The sequence below is a fragment of the Paraburkholderia sp. A3BS-1L genome (assembly GCF_051125215.1).
GTDB lineage: Bacteria > Pseudomonadota > Gammaproteobacteria > Burkholderiales > Burkholderiaceae > Paraburkholderia.
In genome coordinates, this window is the sequence record NZ_CP120443.1 from 1,403,034 (window position 1) to 1,424,526 (window position 21,493).

The window sequence follows — 21,493 nt, forward strand, 5'->3', positions numbered from 1 at the left end:
CGGCGCGCTTTGCGCGCCGCCCGGAGTGAGGTCATTCGGTGATTATTTGCTTCGCGATCCGAACGTAATTTCCGTGGATCGTCCGCAGATTGACGGCGTAGCCGCCGCTCGGGCCCGCTCTTCAGGCCCGCAGTTCAGGCTTTCTCGTCGCGCCTGAAGTACTGCAGATAAAGCATGCGCTGGCCGATGCGCCTGAACGGCGCGAACAGGTGGCCAGGCAGCGGCGTGGTGAAAATCGGCAAAGTTTGCTGCGCGCCCTTGCCCGCGATGCGCTCGGCCAGCCGCCGCCCCGCCTGCTGCGAATATGACACGCCATTGCCGCCGTAGCCGAGTGCGTAAAACACCGATTGCCGGGGATCGGGCTGGCACACACGGGGCATCATGTCGTGGCTCACGTCGACCCAGCCCCACCACGAGTAGTCGATGTCCACGCCGCGCAGCGCCGGGAATTTGCGCGCCATGCCTTCCTTGAGCAGATCGAGATGGCGCGGATTCGGCGCGTCCTCGCCGGTGATCGCGCTGCGGCTGCCGATTTGCAGCCGGCGATCGGGCAGGAAGCGATAGTAAAAGCGCAGCGTGCGCGTGTCCGTGAGCACCTGGGTCGTGCGGAAATTGCAGGCCGCGATCTCGGCATCGGTGAGCACGCGCGTGACCATCGAGTTCGAGAGGATCGGCATGATCTTGCTATGCAGCGTGGGATGCAGCGTCTGCGCCGTGTACGCGCCGGTCGCGATGCCCACCGCGCGCGCCCGCACGATGCCGCCCGGCGTGCGCAGATGATGCACGCCGTTGATGGTCTCCCACCCCATCACCGGACTGCTCGTGTGGACTCTGGCGCCCGCTGCGCGCGCGAGGCGCAGATAGCCGAACGCGAGCTTCAGTGCATGGATGCCGATCCCTTCGGGCTCGTGCAGCGCGCCGGCCGCCTCATGGTCGTTGATGAATTCGCGGCGGAAGGTTTCGGCGCTCAGCAGCTCCGACGGGTAGCCGAACACGTCCTTCCACACCTTCGCCTCGGCGGCGAGCTTGGCCATGATGCGGGGCCGGTGCGCGATCAGGAAGTGGCCGCCCGGCTGCGGATCGCAGTCGATTTCAGAGACCAGTTGCTTGAAGTGATCGAAGCCCTGCTGGATCTCGTCGTGCATTTTCAGCGCGACGTCCTTGCCCCAGCGCTCGATCCATTGCGAGCGCGAGAGGCGTCCCGAGGCATTCTGCCCCTGTCCGCCGTTGCGGCTGCTGCAGCCCCAACTGGTGCGGTTCGCTTCCAGCACGACGGCCTTGATGCCGTGCTCGCGCGCGAGGCACAGCGCGGTGGCGAGCCCCGTATACCCCGCGCCGATGATCGCGACGTCCACGTCGAGATCCTTGGTGACCGGGCCGTCGTCGGGCGGCGGGCTGCCGGCGGTCGCGACCCAGTAGGTCGGCGCATAGTCCTTGCCGATGCCCGGGCCTGGCGACACGAGCGGGTCGTAAGTGGGGTCGTACTTGGTAGAAGCGGCGTTCCGCGCAGCAAAGCCGGATACCGCGGGATCGACGGTGCTGTATCCCATGATCAACCCTCCACAATTTTCGTGAAGACGGTTGCGAGAGCGGGTGCTGCCGACTGCGTGTTCGTCATGCTTGTCTCCTGTCTTCATTTTTCGCTCTGTTGGAAAAATTCTAGGCAGACGCGCATGGCGCAGGTAGAGCCAGTGGTCCAGTATCGCCTGGTACAGCGCGTGAAAACCGCAGGGCGTATTCGGGTAATCCGCTAGATAACCGCGTGAACTTTCCGTCGATACTGAAAAAGGCGGCAAAACTCGAACAATTCGTTTCATTTCCGCGTATGCCGGATGCTTTGGCACGCCCCTTATGGAGGAGACAGATGCGCAGCACCGCGCCTGAGAGCGCACCAATCAGCGGACCCATCAGCGCCCACAGCAGCACCCCTGCTCTGCGCGAAGAATCGGCGACCGACGACGCTCGCGTGCTGCGCGCGCTCGTGGTGCTCGAGCAACTGGCCTCGGCGGGCCAGCCGTATACGCTCTCGCAGTTGTCCGCGCGGCTGCATATCCCGAAGGCGACGCTGCTGCGGCTTATCGATTCGCTGGAAGCGCGCGGCTACGTGATCCACATGCCCGATTCGCGCGGGCACGACCGCAGCATCGCGCTGGGGCCGCGCGCGGCGCAGCTCGCGCTCGCCACGCTCGCCAACAATACCTTCACGCGCTCGTGCCGCGTCCTGCTGCGCGCGCTCGTGGAAACGCTCGGCGAAACCTGCAATCTCACCGCGCTCGACGGCGACCGCGTGCTCTACATCGAGCGCGTCGAAACCACGGAGCCGCTGCGCATGGAGATGCGTCCGGGCATGCACGTGCCGCTGCACTGCACCGCGAGCGGCAAGCTGTTTCTCTCGCAGATGACGGTGCTCGAGCGCAACACATTGCTCGACCGCCTCGTGCTGACAAGGATGACGCATCGCACCCTGACGACGCCGAAGGCGCTCGCAGCCGAACTCGAACAGCTGGCGGTGCGCGGCATCGGCATCGACAACGAAGAGTTCGTGCGCGGCATGGTCGCGATTGCGGTGCCGGTGCGCGAACCCGACAGCAAGCGCGTGCTGGCCGCGCTCGCCGTGCATGCGCCCACCGCGCGCGCCACGCTCGAAGAGCTGCTGGAGTCGGTGGAGCGCATGAAGCAAACGGCGAGCAAGCTCGCGCCCCTTCTCCAGGGGCTGTCTTTGCCCTAAGCTGCCGTGATCGGATGCAGGTGCGCCGCCACTTCGGCGGCGAAGCCTGCGCGCTACCCGATGGACTTCTGATCCCGTTTCGGCAGTTTTCGTTTCACTTTCGGCCAGTGCGCGCGATTGGCGCTTGCGGTCGCCCTCTCCATCCACGACATTGGTCCGAAAACAGCGGCGCGGCATGTACGTCGTGCCGCTCCGGGATTTCGAGGAGACGGGATTCATGGACCACGAGGTCGACTACCTGATCGTCGGCGCCGGATCGGCCGGGTGCGTGCTGGCCAACCGGCTCAGCGCCGATCCGCGCAACGCCGTGCTGCTGCTCGAAGCGGGCGGCGAGGACAACAATCCGTGGATTCACGTGCCGGTCGGCTATTTCAAGACCATGCACGACCCCAAACTCGACTGGTGCTATCGCACGGAAGCGGACGAAGCCGTGGCGGGCCGCCAGATCGACTGGCCGCGCGGCAAGGTGCTGGGCGGATCGAGTTCGCTCAACGGCCTGCTCTACGTGCGCGGACAGCGCGAGGACTACGACGGGTGGGCGGCGCTGGGCAATCGCGGCTGGAGTTACGCGGAAATCCTCCCTTACTTCAAGAAGTCCGAGGATCAGGAGCGCGGCGCGAACGACTGGCATGGCGTGGGCGGTCCGCTCAAGGTGTCCGACCTGCGCCTGCGCCGGCCCATCGCCGATCACTTCATCGCGGCTGCGCAGGAAACCGGCATCCCGTTCAACGACGACTACAACGGTGCGGTCCAGGAAGGCGTGGGCTACTTCCAGCAGACGGCGTACAAGGGCTTTCGATGGAGCACCGCGAAGGGCTTTCTCAAGCCCGCGCGCAAACGCAGCAATCTGAGCGTGGAAACGCGGGCGCAGGCGTGCCGGATTCTGTTCGAAGGACGCCGCGCGGTGGGCGTGGAGTATTTGCAAGGCGGCGTGCGCAAGCGCGCGCGGGCGCGCGTCGAAGTCATCGTGGCCTCCGGTGCGATCGGCTCGCCGCAGCTTCTGCAACTGTCGGGCATCGGCCCCTCGCGCGTGCTGGACAAGGCCGGCGTGCCGGTGCTGCATGACCTGGCCGGCGTGGGCCAGAATCTCCAGGACCATCTCCAGGTGCGGCTCGTGTTCCGCACCCGCGAACGCACGCTCAACGACGAGGTCAACCACCCGTTGCGCAAGGCGTGGATCGGCCTGCAGTACGCGCTCTGGCGCACCGGGCCGCTCACGCTGGCCGCAAGCCAGGTGGCCATCTTCACGCGCTCGAACCCCACGGTCGAGCGCCCGGACATCCAGTTCCACATGCAGCCGCTGAGCGCCGACAAGCCGGGCCAGGGCGCGCATCCGTTCTCGGCGTTCACGGCGTCGGTCTGCCAGCTTCGGCCTTATAGCCGGGGCAGCGTGGAAATCGCCTCGGCCGATCCGCTCCAGTACCCCGCGATTCGCGCCAACTATCTGTCCGATCCGCGCGACCATCCGGTCGTGATCGACGGCATACGGGTGGCGCGCCGCATTGCCGCCGCGCCTTCGCTCGCGCCCCACATCATTTCCGAGTTCGTGCCGGGCGAGCAGTACCAGACCGATGACGAATTGCTGGACGCCGCGCGCCGCTTCAGCCAGTCAATCTATCACCCGGCCGGAACCTGCAAGATGGGCGGCGACGCGATGGCGGTCGTCGACGAGCGCCTGCGCGTGCATGGCATCGCCGCGCTGCGGGTGGCTGACGCATCGATCATGCCAGAGCTCGTCTCGGGCAACACGAACGCCCCCGTGATCATGATCGCGGAGAAAGCCGCCGACATGATTCTCGAAGATCACCCCGCCCTCGCCGCGCCACAACAGGCGTACGCCGAGGCGCACTCCTGACGCAGAAAAGCGCAGCAGCAACAGGTTTTCCACACCAAAAATAAAGGATCGCTAACGAACCCGCCGGCATTTCAAGGAACCGCACCGCACCAGGTGCGCCCACAAAGGAGATAGCCCTATGAACGCATTGCCCCGCACCGACGCCACGCAGATGAGGCGCGTGGTGGTCGCGAGCCTGATTGGCGCGACGATCGAGTGGTACGACTTTTTCCTCTACGGCGTCGTCGCCGGCATCGTGTTCAACAAGCTGTATTTCCCGAGCGGCGATCCGCTCATTTCGACCATGCTCGCCTACGGCACCTTCGCGGTGGGTTTTCTGAGCCGCCCGCTCGGCGGCATCGTGTTCGGCCACTTCGGCGACCGGCTCGGGCGCAAGAGCATGCTGATCCTGACGCTTTCGATCATGGGCGTGGCGACGGTCTTGATCGGCACCGTGCCGACCTTCGCGCAGATCGGTCTCTGGGCGCCCGCGCTGCTGCTGATCCTGCGCGTCGCGCAAGGTCTCGGTCTGGGCGGCGAATGGGGCGGCGCGGTGCTGATGTCGTTCGAATACGCGCCCGAAGACAAGCGCGGCTTCTACGCGAGCATTCCGCAAATCGGCCTCGCGATCGGGCTGTGCCTCGCCTCGGGCGTGGTCGCGCTGCTTTCTTCGACGCTCAGCAATGCGCAGTTTCTCGCGTGGGGCTGGCGGCTCGCATTCTTCCTTTCGTTCGCGCTGGTGGCCATCGGCATGTATATCCGCCTGCGCGTGCTGGAAACGCCCGAATTCGAACGCGTGAAGCAACAAGGCGCGGAGATCCGCGTGCCGATCTTCGAGGTGCTCGGCCGCTATCCCGGCAATGTGCTCGCGGGCATGGGCGCGCGCTTTATCGACGGCGTATTCTTCAACGTATTCGCCGTGTTCACGATTGCCTACCTCACGCAGACCATCAAGCTCTCGCGCACCGACGCCCTGCTCGCCGTGATGGCCGCTGCCTTCACGATGATCTTCACGATCCCGTTCTTCGGCCGCCTCTCGGACCGCATCGGCAGAACGCGCATTTACTTCTGGGGTTCGTTGTTCACGGGCTTTTCGTCGTTCTTCGGCTTCTGGCTCATGAAGCATGCCGGCGGCTCGCCCGTGCTCGTGTGGATCGCCGTGATCATTCCGCTCGGCGTGATCTACGCTTCCGTGTATGGGCCGGAAGCGGCGCTGTTCGCGGAGTTGTTCGACGCGAACGTGCGCTATTCCGGCATCTCGTTCGTCTATCAGTTCTCGGGCATCTTCGCGAGCGGCATCAGCCCGATCATCGCGACGTGGCTTTTGCAGCGCAATGGCGGCGATCCGTGGCTCATCTGCGTCTATACGATGTTCGCGGGTCTCGTGAGCGCGCTCTCGGCCATGTGGATGGGCCGCCATCGCCATTCGCGGCCCATGGCGATGAGCGGGGCGCGGTGAACGGTTTCGGCGAGCGCCATCAGTGATTGGCTTCAGTGATTGGCTTCAGTGACTGGCATCAATGAGCGGCATGCCGCGGCGTCTGGCGGCATGCGAGCAGTCCGTCACGCAGGATTGATTCGGTTTCCGAATCGATGAAGCCGATGAAGACGAGCACGCCCTCCTCGCCTCCCGCCGTCTGCTCGCCCTGGGTGGGCGGCGTCATGCGCAGCCGGCGGGCCGCGACCTGGCACACGCGCGTGCTGACGCCGCCCTCGGTATCGGCCACGCGCACGAAGCCCTTCGCGCGCAGGATCGTGCGCGGCAGCGCCTTGAGCCACGCACGCAGACGCGCCTTGTCCAGCACATCGGGCGCGGCCAGCGTCACGCTTGCAAAGCTCGGGAACGCGCCGGCGCCCGACCCGATCGGCTGGTGCTGCCAGCGCCTCGCGTCGGCGAGCGCCAGCGTTTGCGGCACGCTCGCGTCGAATAGCAGCGCGGGCGGCACGCGCCCGTGATCGGCGGCCACGACGATGTCGGTGGCCGCGAGCGCGCGCACGTCCGAGACCGCGCGCTCGCGCGACTCGGGCGCAACGAGATCGAGCTTGGTGACGATCACCGCGCTCGCGCTATCGATCTGCTGCTGCGCCATCGCGCCCACCAACGGATCGACCAGCGTGCGCACGAGCTCGGGCGCGTCCACCACGACGAGCACGGCCGTAAGGCGAAACGCGCCGTTGAGCAAGCCCACCTGGGCGATCTTGGCCGGGTCCGACACGCCGCTCGCCTCGATCAGCAGCAGGTCCGGACGCGCTTCGCGTGCGGCCAGACGCGCGAGCGCGTCGGCGAGCGCGCCGCCGATGGTGCAGCAAATGCAGCCGTTGTCGAGTTCGATCACGTCGTCGCTGCGCGCGCGAATGAGCCGGCCGTCGATGTTCACCGAGCCGAAGTCGTTCACGAGCACCGCGATGCGCTTGCCATGCGGCGCCTCCAGCAAGTGATTGACCACCGTGGTCTTGCCCGCGCCGAGATAGCCGCCGATCACCGCGAGGTCGATCGGCGCGCGCGCATTCGATGGTGTGTCGCGGGCGTTCATCATCGTGGGGCGCGCATGATGCGCCCGCCAAGCACCGTGCCCCACACCGGCACATCTTTCAGGCGCTCGGGCGCGCAGGTGCTGGGGTCTTCGTCGAGCACCGCGAAATCGGCGACCTTGCCCACCTCGATGCTGCCGATCAGATGATCGAGCCGCAGCGTATAAGCCGCGCCTAGCGTGATCGCGTGCAGCGCCTCGTCGACGGTGATCCGCTCGGCCTCGCCGAGCACGCGCCCCGACGCCGTCTCGCGCCGCACCGCGCACCATGCCGTGAAGAGCGGGCTCAACGCCGTGATGGGCGCATCCGAATGCAATGCGTAGGGAATGCCCATGCGCTGCGCCGAGCCGGCCGAGTCCATGCGGTTGGCGCGGTCCGGGCCCATGGTCTGGCTGTAGTGCGCATCGCCCCAGTAGTAGAGATGGTTGGCGAAGAAGTTCACGCACAGGCCCAGCGCGCGGATGCGCCGCAATTGCGCGGCATCCGCCATCTGGCAGTGCTGCAGCGTGTGCCGGTGATCGGGCCGCGGGTGCCGCGCGAGCAGCGTCGCGAGCGCGTCGATCACGACCTCGGTGGCTTCGTCGCCATTGGTGTGAATATGCAGTTGCAGCCCCGCGCAATGGTACGGCTCGAACACCTCGACCAGCTGCTCCGGCGGAATCAGCCACAGGCCGTTGGGCTGCCCGCCCGCGTAGCCGGGCCAGCGCACGCGCGCCGTGAAGCCCTGGATCGAACCGTCGACGATGAACTTCACCGGCCCGAAGCGCAGCTTGTCGGTATTGCCCTTGATCGCTTCCAGCACGCCGGCTGCGCCTTGGGCGGGATTACGCTGCGGCGCGAACGCGGGCACGATGCGCACCGGGTAATCCGGGTCGGCGGTCACGCTTTGCAGCGTCTCATTGCCCAGCGGCGAGAGGTCGTTCACGAGATCGGTGGCCGTGGTGACGCCCGCGAGCTGCGCGACGCGGCCGAAATTCCAGACCGCGTGCGGCTTTTCGCTGGCCGCGATCGCAAGCTTGCCGCCAATCACCTGGTAGACCGGGAACATCGCGGCGAACTCCTGCAGCTCGCCCGTCGGCTGGCCGTGCGCGTCGCGCGCGATGCCGTCCACGTCGGTGTCCTCGTCGATGCCCGCGAGCGCGAGCATCGCGCTGTTCACGTTCATCAAATGCACGCTCGCATGGAGGATCGCAATAGGGCGAGTGGCCGAGACCGTGTCGAGCTCGCGCGTCGTGAGGCGCGCCGCGCCGAAGTAAATCGGATCGAAGCCCCACGCGAGCAACGGGCCATCTTCGGTCATCGCGCGCTCGGCTTGCGCGAGGCGCTCCAGCACGGCGTCGAGCGTGCGCAGGCCGCGCCACAGCGTGCCGTCCGGGCCGCGGCGATCGTAGTAGCCCACGTAGACCGCATCCCATACCGCGCCTTCCATCAAGTGGCAATGCCCTTCCACGAGACCGGGCATCAGCACCTTGTCACGCAGCGTGTCGTCGCGCTGGGAGGCGCTGTACTGCGCCTCCCAGCGCGCGGCGTCCTCGCTCGTGCCGACCGCGAGAATGCGGCCCTCGCGCACGGCCACATGCGTTGCGTGCGGCTGGCCGGGATTGAGCGTGAGAATGCGGCGCGCCGCGAAAACCGTGACCGGCGCAGACGGCGTGGAAGACGATGCGTGCGGATTCATCGAGAGGTTCATCTCCTACGAATGATGGTGAAGCGAATCGGGCATGGCATAGCGGTCACCGGACGGGCGCATCAGGACATGCATGACGAACACCACGAGCACGTTCACGCCGAGGCACACGAGGCCGAGATTGATGCCGCCGAAGCCGATGTGCAGCACATAACACACGATTGCGAGCACCTGGCCGCAGACGATGCCGGCCGCCACCGCGCCGGGGCGCACGCGGCGCCGGGCGAGCAGGAGCAGCATGCCGGGGAGGAACTGCGTCACGCCGTAATACGTCAGGTTGATGAGCAGGAGCATGAGGTTGGGCGTGAGCAGCGTGGTGGCGATGGACACCAGCAGGTAGGCCACGATCACGAATTTCGCCGCGCGCTTCTGGCGCGCCTCGGGCAGGTTCGGAATGAGATTGCGCGTGACGATCGGGCCGATCGCGAGACAGATGCCGGCCAGCACGAGCAGCCCCGAGAGCGCGGCGCCCGCCGCGACGAGGCCGATCAGCCAGTCGGGCAGCAGATGGACGACGGCGGCGAAGAACGCGTCATTGGGCGAGGCGAGCTTGAGGTTAGCACTGATCGCATAGTACGAGGCCACCACGAGGAACGGATACATCAGCATGTAGAGCGGCATCGCGATCTGGGTGCGGCGGATGGTGTTCGGTCCGCGCGCCGTGAAGAAGTTCTGCGCCGCGAACGGCATCATGTAGAAGCCGAGCGACTGGAACAGCATCGTGCTCATGGAGAAGCGCAGTTGCGGCGGCGTCATGGCGTTGCTCACCTGGTGGCTCGCGGCATGAAAGACCTCGTGCGTGCCGCCGGCCATCCACGCAGCGGCCACGCCCGTCACGACGATCGCAAGCAGCATCAAGATGTCCTTGAGCACCGCGATCCACGCGGAGGCGCGCACGCCGGAAATGGCGATATAGGTGAAGGCGAGCGCCGCGCAAACGACGATCAGCCAGACCGGCTGAACTTGCCAGCCGAGTCCCTTGAGCGCGGCGGCGAGGCCCGTGAACTGCAGTTCGCCCCAGGGGATCAGGAACAGGATGGACGAGCCTGCGACGATCAGCTCGAGCATGCGGCTGCGATAGTGGCCCTTGAAAAGATCCGCCTGCGTGATGGCGTTGTGCTGCTTGCCGGCCTCCCAGATGCGCGGACCGATGAAATAGCCGATGGGGTAAGCAAGCAGAATGTAGCCGAGGAACCAGATGCCATAAGTCGGCCCCTTCGCATAGATGCCGCCCGGAAAGCCGACCATCGTGCCGATGCTGTAGATCTCGCCGGCCGTCAGGAAGAACACGAGCGCGGTGCCGAACTGGCGCGACGCGACGAAGAAGTCGTGCACGCTCTGCTTGCCGTGGCCGCGCCGGGAGCGAATGGCGAGATACAGCGAAAAGGCGATCAAGAGCGAGAAAACGAGTGTGGACATGCGCGGCTCTCCAGAGTGGAGACGGTGGGACGGGCGGCGGGATCGGCGGCAGCGGGCGGCAGCGGTTTGCGCGACTGGCTGTGGCGCCAACGGTGGCGCTAACGGTGGCGCCAACTGCGCGGCTGACGCCCGCTAGCTCTCGCTCGCGTAGCGGTGCCGGTCAAAGAAATGCCAGCAGAGGAACAGGCACCCGGAGGTCAGGAGAAACCAGCTGAAGATCCACGCGTAGATGAAGGGCACGCCAAAGACGTAGCGGTCCGGCTGCGCCGCCACCCACGGCAGCGCGCCGATGACACCCAGAAAAGGAAGGCCGATTCCGATCAGATACCTGAGCATCCTTGTCTCCTTGGGCTGTGGCGCCTGGCCCTTTTCCCGGGCCAGGCGCATCGAGCCAACTGGTTGCTTCGAGTATCAGCTGTCAAAAACAGGTACGGATAGTGCCAGATGCGGACTATCGATGAGTCCAATGCCAACGTCACTGCGCCAACGTCACTGCGCCAACGTCAACGCGCCAACCGCCATTGCCGCTGCGCCAACGCCACTGCATCAATGCAACCCGGTCAACGCCACCAGCGCAGCGGCCGCCGCAGCGTGTGCCGTTCGATCCGCACCGCCGGCATGCCGTCGAGGAAGGCGAAGGCGCCCGCCTCCTGCGCGCCCATGCTCCGCTCGCGCTCCTCGTCGGCTTCGACCGTGCGCGAGGTATCGATGAAGAGCGCGGCGACGATGCCCAGCGCAAGCAAGCCCGCCGAGATCATGAACGGCACGTTATAGCTGCCGGTATGCTCGATGAGGTAGCCGAACACGACCGGCGAGACCATCCCCGCGATGCCGAAGCCCGTGTTCATCATGCCGCCTGCCGTGCCCGCGTACTTGCCGGCAATGTCGAGCGGCAGCGTCCAGAGCACCGGATTCGTGATCTCCAGGAAGAAGAACGAAGCGGAGAGGAACAGCACCGCGACCACCGGGTTGGCGGCGGACACCATCGGCAAGAGGAACGCGAGCGAGCCGCCCATGCCTGTCACCAGCACCGCGCAGCGCGCAAAGCGCAGCCGGCCGGTCCACTTGAAGAGCCGGTCGGAGACCACGCCGCCCAGCGTGTCGCCCACCACGCCGGCCAGCAGCGGCAGCGCCGTGAAAAGCGCGAGGTGCTTGAGGTCGAAGCCGCGCGACTCTTTCAGATACGACGGCAGCCAGGTCAGGTAGACCCACAGCAGCCAGCCATAGCAGAAGTCCACGAAGGTGACGAGCCACATGCGCCGCACGAGCTTGCGCCACGGCGTGGCCGCACGCTTGGCGCGGTCGCAGTCGCCCTTGCGATAGCCGATCTCCGCGGTTTCCTCGGGCGTAATGCGCCGGTTCTGCTCCGGCGAGTTGGTGAACACGCGCAGGTAGAGCACCGTCCACATGAGGCTCACGATGCCGAGCAGGATGAACGCGTCGCGCCAGCCGCCCGTCGCCACCACCGCAAGCACGAGCGGCGGCGTGACCGCGCCGCCCAGGCGTGCGAAGCTGTGCGTGATGCCCTGCGCGAAGCCGCGCTCGCCCACCGGCATCCAGTACGTGAACGCGCGCGTGGCGGTGGGAAACGCCCCGCCCTCGCCCACGCCGAGCGCGAAGCGCAGCCCGACCAGCATCGCCACGCTGCCCGCGAACCCCGTGGCCAGCGTTGCCGCGCCCCAGATCAGCGAGAGCACGGTGAGCACGAGCTTCGGCCCGAACTTGTCCGAGAGCCAGCCGCCGATGATCTGCATGAGCGCATAGGGATAGGCGAATGCGGAAAACACGAGCCCTAGCTGCACCGCGCTCAGGCCCATTTCATGGCGGATGAGCGGTCCAGCGACTGCGATGTTCACGCGGTCGATGTACGAAATGAAGTACATCAAACACATGACGCCGAGAATAATGTGGCGCGTTTTTACGCGCTGCGCGTGCTGTTTCATGTCGTCGTCTCCTGAGTCCCTCTTATGTGTCACTCGACCTGCTGCATATGGGCGTGCCGCGTCAGCCCGAGGGCGTCACGAGCTTCAGGCGCTGGACCTTGCCCGAGGGGCCGCGCGGCAGCTCGCTCACGAAGCGGAACTCTTTGGGCGTCTTGTAGCGGCCCAGCTCGCGCAGGCAGTGCGCGCGCAGATCGGCCGGGTCGGGCGCGCCTTGCCAGTGGGCGTCGCGCGGCACCACGAAGGCGACGATCTCCTGTCCGTAGGCGGAATCGGGCACGCCGACCGCCGCCGCATCGAGCACGCCCGGATGGCGCAGCAGCGCCTCGTCGATCTCGCGCGGCGCGATGTTCTCGCCGCCCTTGATGATGAGCTCTTTCGAGCGGCCGTTGATGTAGAAGTAGCCTTCGTCGTCGCGATAGCCGAGGTCGCCGGTCCGCAGCCAGCCGTCGGCGGTGAATGCCTTCGCCGTGTCCTCGTGGCGCTTGTAGTAGCCGCGCATGACCTGCTCGCCGCGCAACACGATTTCGCCGCACTCGTGCGGGCCGCAGACGCGTCCGTCGCGGTCGATGACGCGCGCCTCGCTGCCCGAAGGCAGGCCGATGCTGCCGATCCTGCGCCGAGAAACATCATACGGATTGCTGAAGACCGGCGCGGCGGTCTCGGTCATGCCCATGGTCTCGATCACGCCGATGCCAAAGCGCGCCTCGAACGCGCGGTGGTGGTCGGCGGGCAGCGCGGCGGATGCGCTGCGGCAGAACTTGAGCGCCCTGAGCGCCTCGCGTGCCTCGAGGTCGAGCCCGTCCGGCTCGTCGCCGTCGAGAAGATAGGCGATGATCGTCGGCACCACGTTGATCCAGGTGCAGCCGTAACGGGCGGCGTCGCGCCAGAACGTGCGCGCCGAAAAGCGCGGCGGCAGCACGACCGATCCGGCGTGCCAGAGCGGCGCGAGCAAGGTCACGACGAGGCCGTTGATGTGATAGAGCGGCAGCGAGGCGAGCACGCGATCGTCGGCGCCGAGGCGATGCTCGATGCTGATGTTGCGCGCGTTCGCATGGAGGTTTTCGTGACTGAGCAGCACGCCCTTGGGCGCGCCGGTCGTGCCCGAGGTGTACATCAGCAAGGCGATGTCGGCACCGGCGGCACCGGCGGCTTCGGCGGCTTCGGGGCGAGAGAGATCCGGCCCTCCGGACGCGGCGTTCGCAGCATCGGCGGCGGCCAGTTCCGGCACGAGCAGTGCGGGTAGCACCGGCAGCGCCACCGCATCCGGCTCCGTCTGCACGAGCGCAATCTCGCGCGTCACGCCCTGCTTGCGCAACGCGGCCAGCGCCGCCGCGAGCGCGCCGCCGGTCTGCGTGCTCGTGAAGATCATCCGCGTATCCGAATGCTCGACGACGTAGGCGAGCTGGGTCGTCTGGCACAGGAGATTGAGCGGATGCGCAATCAGTCCGCTGTACATCGCGCCGAGCAGCAGCGTGGCGGTCTGGATGCCGTTGCCCATCAGCACCGAAACGACGTCGCCCGGCTTGAGGCCGGCGTCGCGAAAGCGCTGGTCGAGTGCCTGGCAACGTTCGAGCAGCGCGCCGAAGGTTAGCGTCGCGCCGTCTGCGTTGCGGCTGACACTTTCACCAGCACTTTCATCGGGCGCAGCCAGCAGAAACGGCTTGTCAGGATACTGCGCGGCGCGTGCCTCGATCAACGCGCGAATCGTCATGGGCGCGCTCATTGGCCGAATCTCCGGAAATAGTCACCAAGCAAGGCGTCGAGCTCGGGAACCTGCTCCTCGATCGGGAACGCCACGCGCGTGATGTTCAGGTACTGGCGAAAGCCGAGATTGTCCGAAAAATTGTTGCGGCCCCAGGTGCCGCAGCCCATCGAGAGCGAGAACGGCAGGCCGTTGTCGAAGTTGCCGCCGGTCGCGAAGCAATGCGCCTGGTTGACGATCACGCGCGCCACCGGCAGCGTCGCGCCGAGCGTCTCGGCTTCGTGCGGCTCGCCCGTGTGCAGGCCCACCGAGTGGCCGGCGCCCATGTACGCGTAGAGCTTGCGCACGAGGTCCGCCGCGTCGCTGAAATCGCGCGCGCGGTAGACCGTGAGCACGGGCGCGAGCTTCTCGCCCGAGAACGGATGGCTCGCCCCGATGCCGCTCTCTTCCACCATGAGGAATGCGCATGCGTCCGTTGCGACCTCGTCGAGACCGGCGGTATGCGCGATCTGCGCAGCCGATTTCGCAGTGCAGCGCGCCGACAGCTTGCCGTCGGTCCACATCGCCGCCTGCAGCCGCGCCTTTTGCTGCGCGTCGAGCAGCACGCCACCGCAGGCGGCGAGTTCGCGCAGCATCGCGTCATAAACGGCATCGTCGATGACGACGCTGTTCTCCGACGAGCAACTCGTCGCGTTGTCGAAGGTCTTCGAGGCGGCGATCTTGTGCGCCGCATCGCGAAGGTTCGCCGTGCGCGTGACGATCGACGCCACATTGCCGGCACCCACGCCAAAGGCCGGCGTGCCGCTGGTGTAGGCCATGCGCACGTTCGCCTGTGAGCCGGTCGCGACCACGAGGTCGGCCTCGCGCATCAGCGCGGCGGTGGCGGCCTTGTCCACCGGCGCGGGCAGCATTTGCACGAGCGCCGGGTCCAGCCCCGCTTTCGCGAACTCGGCGTGAATGAAGCCGATGAGCCGCTCGCACACGCCATGCCCCTTCGGCGAAGGCGCGACGATCACCGCATTGCCGCATTTGAGCGCGTTGATGATCTTGTTGGCGGGCGTCGCGCCCGGATTCGTGGATGGCGTGATTGCCGCGACCACCCCGACCGCGCGCGCGATCTCGACGATGCCCGTGGCCTCGTCTCGCGCAATCACGCCGCAAGTCTTTTTGCCATGCAGGTCGCGCAGCAGCCCGAGCGTCTTGCGGTAGTTCTTGCGGAACTTGTCTTGCGCGTTGCCGAGCCCGGTGTCGCGCACCGCCTGCTCAGCCAACTCGCGGTTGCGGCCGGGTTCCATGATCGCCCACGCGGCGGCGGCAACGGCGGTATCGAGCGTTTGCTGGCCGGCGAACTCGAACGCTTGCTGCGCAGTGCGCGAGCGCGCGACCAGCGCATGGAGTTGCGCGGCCTGGGCGTCGGATTGGCCCGCGCCGGTGGCCGAAACTGCGGTGTCCCTCACATTCATCGACGAGCTCCGATTGATTCGTTGGTTGTGTTGCCAATCTATTCGTCGGCGCGCGAATGCGAGTCCCGATTCCCGCATAATCCGCGACACACGGTTGCCGAGGCACGGAAAATGCGTTTTTCGGGACTTTCACCAGTCCCGAAAAACGCACTGCGCGATGCACAATGGCGCCAGCGGTCGCGCCAACCGCAGCGCGCAACCGATACAGGAGACCCGCGTGTCCACGTCGAACCAGTCGAATGCGGCGGCAGTCCGCGCGTTCCGCGTTCTGGAAACGCTCGCCGAGGCGGGCCGTCCTTTGTCGATGATGGATCTCGTGCAGGCGCTCGGTTTGCCCAAGCAGACCGTGCACCGCATCCTGGCCCAGCTCACCGATGCCTGGCTCGTCACGCGCGGCGCCAACGACAAGCTATACGAGTGTTCGCCGCGTGTCAGACAGCTGGCGGTGAACGTGCTCATGCATGCGGGGCCGGCGGCGGCGCGGCACCTGTTGCTCGAACAGCTGGTCGAAAAGATCGGCGAGACCTGCAACCTCACCACGCTCGCGGGCAACGACGTGATCTACGTCGATCGTGTGGAGACCGAATGGCCGCTGCGCATGCATCTCCAGCCGGGCTCGCATGTGCCGCTGCACTGTTCGGCAAGCGGCAAGCTGCTGTTGAGCTTTCTGCCCAGGGAGCGCCGCGAGCGCATGCTCGAAGCGCTGCCGCTGCGAGCCTATTCGGAGCGAACCATCACCGACCGCGACGTATTGCGCAAGGAACTGGCGCTGACGCGGCGTCGCCAGCTGGCGATCAATAATCAGGAGCATCTCCAGGGCTTGATCGCGATTGCCGTACCCGTGATGCTCGAGCGCAACCGGGCGTGTGCGGCGATTGCGGTTCAGGCGCCGGTCGGGCGCCTGACGCTGGACGATTTGCTGGCGTTCGTGCCTGATCTGAGGCGCGCCGCGGTGGAGACGGCGAAGACGTTTCGGGAGTGAGGTTGGGGCTTGGTGGGTTAGGCCGCGATACCTGTGGTCGTTGACCACCACGGCGTCGCCTCGCTGTTCAGCGCGGCGGCCAGGCTGCGTACATTCGGTTCATCAACTGGCATGAAACGGAGGATTCGTGTTTCCAGACTCGAGCATCGCGCGCGAGACGATCGAGGCGTACCTCGAAACGCATTACGAGGTGCTGGGCGACGCGCCTGCAACGCTGCGTCCCGGCGAGTTCAACGCCGCGCTTGCCGCACTCCATGAAGCCCGCCACGTCGCCTGTAGCGCGTTCATTACCGCCTGGAATCCGCTGAGCGAAGGTCTCGACGCCGAAACCAACGCGGCCCGGCAAGCGGTGCTCGCAAGCGAGCTCGACGCATTCGGCTTCGCATATATCGAGGGCGTCGGGCAGCATCCATCGAACCACTGGCCCGGTGAGGCGAGCTTCCTGGTGCTGGGCATCACGCTCGATGCCGCAAAAGCGCTAGGCGAAAAACACCAGCAGAACGCAATCGTCTGGTGCGGCGCCGACGCGGTGCCGCAACTGATTCTCCTGCGCTAATGCCGATTCACTGCGCGGCTTGCAAATATGGGCGCAGCCAGCCCAGCCCAGCGGAGGTGGCCGCCTTCGGCCGGTACTCGCAGCCGATCCAGCCGTCGTAGCCGAGCGCGTCGATCACATCGAACAGGTAGGGATAGTTGAGCTCGCCCAGATCCGGCTCGTGCCGCTCCGGCACGCCGGCAATCTGGATATGGCCGATGCCGCCGATGTCGCGCCTGAGTTTCATCGCGACGTCGCCTTCGACGATCTGGCAGTGATAGCAGTCGAACTGCACGCGCAGGTTCGGCGCGCCCACTTCGCGGCAGATGGCCTGCCCTTCGTCCTGGCGGCTGAGGAAATAGCCGGGCATGTCGCGCTGATTGATCGGCTCGATCAGGATCTGGATCCCTTCGCCGCGCGCGGCCTCGGCGGCCCACGCGAGATTGCGCAGATAAGTTTCGCGGTGGCGCGCGCGATCGACGCTCGTGCCGTCCGCGCCAACGAGGCCGGCCATCACGTGCAGCTTGTCGTTGCCGATCTTGCGCGCGTAGTCGAGTGCGGTCTCGACCGAGCGGCGGAATTGGTCTTCCCGGCCCGGCAGCGAGGCCAGACCGCGTTCGCCCGCGGCCCAGTCGCCGGGCGGCGCGTTGAAGAGCGCCTGCACGAGGCCGTTGCCGTCGAGGCGCGAGCGGATTTCGGCCGCCGGGTGCTCGTAGGGAAAGAGATACTCCACCGCGCGAAAGCCGTCACGGGCGCAGGCGGCAAAGCGGTCGAGGAACGCGTGCTCGTTGTACATCATGGTGAGATTCGCTGCGAAACGCGGCATGGCATCAGCTCCGGCTGGAAAACAAGCAATGGAACAAGAATGGGGGCATGCGGGCCTTCAGTGCAGGGCTTCAGTGCGGGGCTTCAGCGCCGCGGCTTGCCGATCATGCGCGACATCGCCCGCGCCAGCTCCTTCACCACCGTGTCGGCGGTCGGCCGGTGCAGCAGCGCGAGGTCCATGGTTTCGATCGCGGGCAGCCCGCTCTTTTGCGTGAGCACGACGTGATCGGCCGTAACGGAGCGCAGCGGCAGCAGGCTGATGCCGAGCCCGTCGGCCACGGCCGCCTGGATGCCGCTCAGGCTCGAACTGATGAAGCTCATGCGCCAGCGCCGCCCGAGCCCTTCGATCGCGTTAGTCATGTCGTCGCGATACAGTCCGCGCGGCGGGAACGCCACCAGCGGAATCGGGTCGAGCTGAAACGACGGGTTCTTCGCGCTGTCGATCCAGCGCAGTTGCTCGGGCCAGCTGGCCACGGCCTCGCGGCTGTTGCGGCGGTGCTTCACGAGCGCGAGATCGAGGTCGCCGCGGTCGTAGTTGCGCTCGACGTCGCGGCTCAAGCCGCTCGTGACTTCGAGCTTCACCAGCGGGTGCTCGCGCGTGAATGCCGCGAGCATGTGCGTCGTGGGCCCGCCGACGAAATCCTCGGGCACGCCCAGGCGCACCGTCAAGCCCACGGTCGCCCCCGCCAACGATTCGAGCATTTCGTCGTTGAGCGCCAGCATGCGCCGCGCGTAGGCCAGCAGCGTCTCGCCGGCATCGGTCGGACGCACGTCGCGCGCGCCGCGCTCGAGCAGCTTGTGCCCCGCCATGTCCTCCAGACGCTTCACTTTCTGGCTCACCGTCGACTGCGTCGAATGCAGCCGCGCCGAGGCTGCCGTGAACGTGCCGCAATCGGCCACCATGACGATGGCCTTGAGCAGGTCCAGATCGAACAGCGGCCGATGTCCTCCTGAGTCGCTTTTCATCGGGCTATTTGGTTTTCGAATGGAATACCGCCTTCTATCACGTAGCGTGAAGGCTGGCAATCGGGCCCGCAGTCGGGACCTCGGTCAGCCCATCGGTCAGGCTGGCAATCGCCGGGTATTCGCTGGCAAACTGGCGAGATCGACGCCGTGCCCTGCGCGGCCCCATGGCCACTACTGTGGAATCGGCATGACTTCTTCTCTTCATCCTCTCTTCATCTCCAACGTCCGCCTTTCCGATGACCCGCGCGGCCAGCCGGTATCCGTCTCGGTCGCTGGCGGCCGCATCGAGGCGATGGGGCCGAACCTCGCGCCGCCGTCCGGCGCCCGCATCGAAGACGGCGGCGGCGCGCTGCTGCTGCCGGGCTTCGTCGAGGGGCACACGCATCTCGACAAGACCCTCTGGGGCCGCGACTGGTACGTCAACGAAGTCGGCCCGAATCTCACCGACCGCATCGCGAACGAACGCGCGTTCCGCAAGGACTCGGGGCACGATGCGGGCGTGCAGTCGCTCGCGCTGTCGCACGCGTTCCTCGCGGCCGGCACGACGCGCCTGCGCACCCACGTCGATATCGATACCGACGCGGGCCTGCGCTATCTCGAAGGCGTGCTCGGCACGCGCGACACGCTGGCCGGCGTGCTCGACATGCAGATCGTCGCGTTCCCGCAATCGGGCCTGCTGATCCGCCCCGGCACCGAGAAACTGCTCGACGATGCGCTCGCCGCCGGCGCGGACGTGCTGGGCGCGCTCGATCCCGCCTTGATCGACGGCGATCCCGCGCGCTCGCTCGACACCACCTTCGCGCTCGCCGAGCGTTACGGCAAGCCCATCGACATTCATCTGCACGAACCGGGCGAGATCGGCGCGTTCACGTTCAAGCTGCTGCTCGACCGCGTGGAGGCGCTGGGCATGCAAGGGCGCGTGGTGGTGAGCCACGCGTTCTGCCTGGGCGCATTGCCCGAGCCCACGGCGCTGCTCGAACGGATCGCGCGCCTGCGCGTGGCGCTGCTGACGAGCGCCCCGCCCTCGCGCCCGGTGCCGCCGCTCAAGCGCTGCCGCGAGCTGGGCATCACGATCTTTGGCGGCAACGACGGCATTCGCGATACGTGGACGCCGTACGGCGTGCCCGACATGCTCGAACGCGCGATGCTGATCGGCATGCGCTACGACCTGCGGCGCGACGACGATCTGGCGGTCGCGTTCGACTGCGTGAGCGCGGCGGGCGCGCAAGGCTGCGGTTTCGCAGATTACGGCCTGCACAAGGGCGCGCGCGCCGACCTCGTGCTGGTGGACGCCGAAACGCTCGCGCACGCGGTGGTCGCGCGGCCCGTGCGCAAGCTGGTGGTGGCGAACGGGCGCATCGTTGCGCGCGGCGGCGTGCTTGCCGCCTGAACGACTAAGAGGATGCACATGGACCATCGAGAACACGTGGACGTGCTGATCATGCACGGTTGCGTGATTACGGTCGACGTCGCGCGCCGCGTGATCGAGGACGGCGCGGTGGCGGTCAAGGGCGAGCGCATCGTCGCGGTAGGCACGAGCGCCGGGCTTGCCGAAAAATATTCTGCGGACCGCACGATAGACGCGCGCCGAAAAGCCGTGCTGCCCGGCTTCATCGACGCGCACGCGCATGCGGGCCATGCGATGCTGCGCAGCATCGGCGGCGCGGACGGCGATGCGTGGACCGACGCCTGTGAAACGATCTATACGCGGGCCTCGGACGAGACGTTCTGGGAGATGGAGTCGCATCTCGCGGCGCTCGAACGCCTGAAGGCCGGCGTGACGACGGGGGTATCGCTGCTCGGCGGCGGCGATTCGATCATGCGCGTGGACGATCCGGTCTACGCGCGGCGCCATTGCGACGCCGTGGTCAAGACCGGCACCCGCTCGATGGTCGCGGTCGGCGCTTCGCGGCCGCCCTCGCCGCGCGCCTACACCACGTATGCGTCTGATGGCACACATGGCAGCGTGACGCGAGATGTCGATTTCGATCAGATGTACGAAGTATGCGAGGCAATCGCCGACACTTGCCACGGCGACGCGAACGGCCGCATCCGGATCGCGCTCACGCTGCCCGTGTACGCACCGCAGCACTACCCGGCGCAGGCGCAATGGGAAGGCACGGCGCGCCGCGAGGCGGCCCGCTACATGGCGCTCGCGCAGTCGCGCGGGCTCTCGTTCACGCAGGACGGCCATCGCGCCGGCACGCTGGAATTTGCGCATCGCGAGCTGGGGCTCATGAATGCGAAGTCGTTCATGTCGCACGCGATCGACCTCACCGAGGCGGACATTGCCGTGTGTGTGGAAACGGGTGCCTCGATCGTGCACAACCCGAGCGCGATCATGTCGGTCATCGGCCGCTGCCCGGTGCCGGAGCTCATCGATGCGGGGGTCAACGTGGCAATCGGCTCGGACGCCGCCGCGCCCGACCGCGGCTACGACATGTTCCGCCACATGTGGCAGTGCATGCACTATCACCGCCGGCACTTCCGCGATCCGGACGTGCTGCCGCACGGCAAGGTGCTGGAGATGATCACGATCGACGCCGCGAAGGCGCTGTCGATGGACGGAGAAATCGGCTCACTCGAAGCGGGCAAGCTGGCCGACATCATCCTCGTCGACCTGTTCAAGCCGCATATGATGCCGATGAACATGCCCGTCTATCGCGTCACGTGCTTCGCGAATGCCGCGGACGTGTGCATGACGATGGTGGGCGGACGGATTTTGATGGAAGACTACCGCGTGCTGTCGGTCGACGAAGCGGAGATTCTGGAGGGGGTTCAGGCCGCTGCGGAGCGCATGCTCGAGCGCAGCGGCCTGCGTCGCCTGCTGGACATGCCGGCGACGCTATGGGGGACCAGCCACTATTGAGCGGCGGG

The 21,493-nt window shown here is 66.6% G+C and carries 17 protein-coding genes; 7 read left to right on the plus strand and 10 right to left on the minus strand.

What is annotated here, in order from left to right; genetic code table 11:
- Nucleotides 1-134: 134 nt before the first annotated feature.
- Nucleotides 135-1,550: an NAD(P)/FAD-dependent oxidoreductase gene (locus tag P5W99_RS21530; RefSeq protein ID WP_421025432.1), complete on the minus strand. Its 1,416-nt coding sequence runs from the start codon at nucleotides 1,548-1,550 to the stop codon at nucleotides 135-137.
- Between the two features lie 314 nt (nucleotides 1,551-1,864).
- Here P5W99_RS21530 and P5W99_RS21535 point away from each other — a divergent pair, with 314 nt between their 5' ends.
- The 3 genes from P5W99_RS21535 to P5W99_RS21545 all read left to right on the plus strand — a co-directional run bounded on the left by P5W99_RS21535 (nucleotide 1,865) and on the right by P5W99_RS21545 (nucleotide 6,021).
- On the plus strand, nucleotides 1,865-2,728 hold the full coding sequence (locus P5W99_RS21535; protein WP_421025433.1) for an IclR family transcriptional regulator: 864 nt from the start codon (nucleotides 1,865-1,867) through the stop codon (nucleotides 2,726-2,728).
- A 217-nt stretch (nucleotides 2,729-2,945) separates the two neighbouring features.
- Nucleotides 2,946-4,583, plus strand: coding sequence for a GMC family oxidoreductase (locus P5W99_RS21540; RefSeq protein ID WP_434662865.1), 1,638 nt, complete (start codon nucleotides 2,946-2,948; stop codon nucleotides 4,581-4,583).
- A 118-nt stretch (nucleotides 4,584-4,701) separates the two neighbouring features.
- Nucleotides 4,702-6,021: an MFS transporter gene (locus P5W99_RS21545; protein ID WP_421025435.1), complete on the plus strand. Its 1,320-nt coding sequence runs from the start codon at nucleotides 4,702-4,704 to the stop codon at nucleotides 6,019-6,021.
- A gap of 58 nt (nucleotides 6,022-6,079) precedes the next feature.
- Here the strand turns inward: P5W99_RS21545 and P5W99_RS21550 are convergent, their stop codons facing one another.
- The 7 genes from P5W99_RS21550 to sauS form a co-directional block, all read right to left on the minus strand.
- Nucleotides 6,080-7,099 carry a CobW family GTP-binding protein gene (locus tag P5W99_RS21550; protein ID WP_421025436.1) on the minus strand — a complete coding sequence of 340 codons (1,020 nt, stop codon included), beginning with the start codon at nucleotides 7,097-7,099 and terminating at the stop codon, nucleotides 6,080-6,082.
- Nucleotides 7,096-8,772 carry an amidohydrolase gene (locus P5W99_RS21555; protein ID WP_434662870.1) on the minus strand — a complete coding sequence of 559 codons (1,677 nt, stop codon included), beginning with the start codon at nucleotides 8,770-8,772 and terminating at the stop codon, nucleotides 7,096-7,098. The genes P5W99_RS21550 and P5W99_RS21555 overlap by 4 nt, the downstream gene beginning before the upstream one ends.
- Before the next feature lie 15 nt (nucleotides 8,773-8,787).
- Entirely contained in the window at nucleotides 8,788-10,200 is a 1,413-nt protein-coding gene (locus P5W99_RS21560; RefSeq protein WP_421025438.1) for a sodium:solute symporter family protein, read from the minus strand.
- Between the two features lie 132 nt (nucleotides 10,201-10,332).
- Complete coding sequence (locus P5W99_RS21565; protein WP_421025439.1) at nucleotides 10,333-10,536, minus strand: DUF3311 domain-containing protein; 204 nt, start codon at nucleotides 10,534-10,536, stop codon at nucleotides 10,333-10,335.
- A gap of 224 nt (nucleotides 10,537-10,760) precedes the next feature.
- Nucleotides 10,761-12,143: an MFS transporter gene (locus tag P5W99_RS21570; protein WP_434662872.1), complete on the minus strand. Its 1,383-nt coding sequence runs from the start codon at nucleotides 12,141-12,143 to the stop codon at nucleotides 10,761-10,763.
- Nucleotides 12,144-12,204: 61 nt separating this feature from the next.
- Nucleotides 12,205-13,866 carry an AMP-binding protein gene (locus tag P5W99_RS21575; protein WP_434662874.1) on the minus strand — a complete coding sequence of 554 codons (1,662 nt, stop codon included), beginning with the start codon at nucleotides 13,864-13,866 and terminating at the stop codon, nucleotides 12,205-12,207.
- A complete protein-coding gene (gene sauS, locus P5W99_RS21580) occupies nucleotides 13,863-15,308 on the minus strand; it encodes an acylating sulfoacetaldehyde dehydrogenase (protein ID WP_434662875.1) in 1,446 nt (481 codons plus the stop codon). Before sauS ends, P5W99_RS21575 begins: the two co-directional genes overlap by 4 nt.
- Before the next feature lie 217 nt (nucleotides 15,309-15,525).
- Here sauS and P5W99_RS21585 point away from each other — a divergent pair, with 217 nt between their 5' ends.
- Together P5W99_RS21585 and P5W99_RS21590 are read left to right on the plus strand one after the other, a co-directional pair.
- Nucleotides 15,526-16,290, plus strand: coding sequence for an IclR family transcriptional regulator (locus P5W99_RS21585; protein ID WP_421025443.1), 765 nt, complete (start codon nucleotides 15,526-15,528; stop codon nucleotides 16,288-16,290).
- Nucleotides 16,291-16,417: 127 nt separating this feature from the next.
- Nucleotides 16,418-16,846 carry a DUF3293 domain-containing protein gene (locus tag P5W99_RS21590; protein ID WP_421025444.1) on the plus strand — a complete coding sequence of 143 codons (429 nt, stop codon included), beginning with the start codon at nucleotides 16,418-16,420 and terminating at the stop codon, nucleotides 16,844-16,846.
- Nucleotides 16,847-16,853: 7 nt separating this feature from the next.
- On the opposite strand, the gene otnI is transcribed toward P5W99_RS21590, so the two are convergent.
- Together otnI and P5W99_RS21600 are read right to left on the minus strand one after the other, a co-directional pair.
- The gene (gene otnI, locus P5W99_RS21595; RefSeq protein ID WP_421025445.1) at nucleotides 16,854-17,651 is read right to left on the minus strand and encodes a 2-oxo-tetronate isomerase; all 798 of its coding nucleotides are present in this window, start codon (nucleotides 17,649-17,651) and stop codon (nucleotides 16,854-16,856) included.
- 83 nt (nucleotides 17,652-17,734) lie between these two features.
- Entirely contained in the window at nucleotides 17,735-18,616 is an 882-nt protein-coding gene (locus tag P5W99_RS21600; RefSeq protein ID WP_421025446.1) for a LysR substrate-binding domain-containing protein, read from the minus strand.
- Nucleotides 18,617-18,803: 187 nt separating this feature from the next.
- Here P5W99_RS21600 and P5W99_RS21605 point away from each other — a divergent pair, with 187 nt between their 5' ends.
- Both P5W99_RS21605 and P5W99_RS21610 read left to right on the plus strand, forming a co-directional pair.
- On the plus strand, nucleotides 18,804-20,006 hold the full coding sequence (locus P5W99_RS21605; RefSeq protein ID WP_434662878.1) for an amidohydrolase family protein: 1,203 nt from the start codon (nucleotides 18,804-18,806) through the stop codon (nucleotides 20,004-20,006).
- An 18-nt stretch (nucleotides 20,007-20,024) separates the two neighbouring features.
- A complete protein-coding gene (locus P5W99_RS21610; protein WP_421025448.1) occupies nucleotides 20,025-21,485 on the plus strand; it encodes an amidohydrolase family protein in 1,461 nt (486 codons plus the stop codon).
- Nucleotides 21,486-21,493 lie beyond the last annotated feature (8 nt).

Coding starts and splice junctions, on each gene's coding strand:
- P5W99_RS21575 (WP_434662874.1), bottom strand. CDS start 13,866: ATGAGCGCGCCCATGACGATTCGCGCGTTGATCGAGGCACGCGCCGCG.
- P5W99_RS21600 (WP_421025446.1), bottom strand. CDS start 18,616: ATGAAAAGCGACTCAGGAGGACATCGGCCGCTGTTCGATCTGGACCTG.
- P5W99_RS21545 (WP_421025435.1), top strand. CDS start 4,702: ATGAACGCATTGCCCCGCACCGACGCCACGCAGATGAGGCGCGTGGTG.
- P5W99_RS21530 (WP_421025432.1), bottom strand. CDS start 1,550: ATGGGATACAGCACCGTCGATCCCGCGGTATCCGGCTTTGCTGCGCGG.
- P5W99_RS21550 (WP_421025436.1), bottom strand. CDS start 7,099: ATGATGAACGCCCGCGACACACCATCGAATGCGCGCGCGCCGATCGAC.
- sauS (WP_434662875.1), bottom strand. CDS start 15,308: ATGAATGTGAGGGACACCGCAGTTTCGGCCACCGGCGCGGGCCAATCC.
- P5W99_RS21570 (WP_434662872.1), bottom strand. CDS start 12,143: ATGAAACAGCACGCGCAGCGCGTAAAAACGCGCCACATTATTCTCGGC.
- P5W99_RS21605 (WP_434662878.1), top strand. CDS start 18,804: ATGACTTCTTCTCTTCATCCTCTCTTCATCTCCAACGTCCGCCTTTCC.
- P5W99_RS21555 (WP_434662870.1), bottom strand. CDS start 8,772: ATGAATCCGCACGCATCGTCTTCCACGCCGTCTGCGCCGGTCACGGTT.
- P5W99_RS21610 (WP_421025448.1), top strand. CDS start 20,025: ATGGACCATCGAGAACACGTGGACGTGCTGATCATGCACGGTTGCGTG.
- P5W99_RS21560 (WP_421025438.1), bottom strand. CDS start 10,200: ATGTCCACACTCGTTTTCTCGCTCTTGATCGCCTTTTCGCTGTATCTC.
- P5W99_RS21565 (WP_421025439.1), bottom strand. CDS start 10,536: ATGCTCAGGTATCTGATCGGAATCGGCCTTCCTTTTCTGGGTGTCATC.
- P5W99_RS21540 (WP_434662865.1), top strand. CDS start 2,946: ATGGACCACGAGGTCGACTACCTGATCGTCGGCGCCGGATCGGCCGGG.
- otnI (WP_421025445.1), bottom strand. CDS start 17,651: ATGCCGCGTTTCGCAGCGAATCTCACCATGATGTACAACGAGCACGCG.
- P5W99_RS21535 (WP_421025433.1), top strand. CDS start 1,865: ATGCGCAGCACCGCGCCTGAGAGCGCACCAATCAGCGGACCCATCAGC.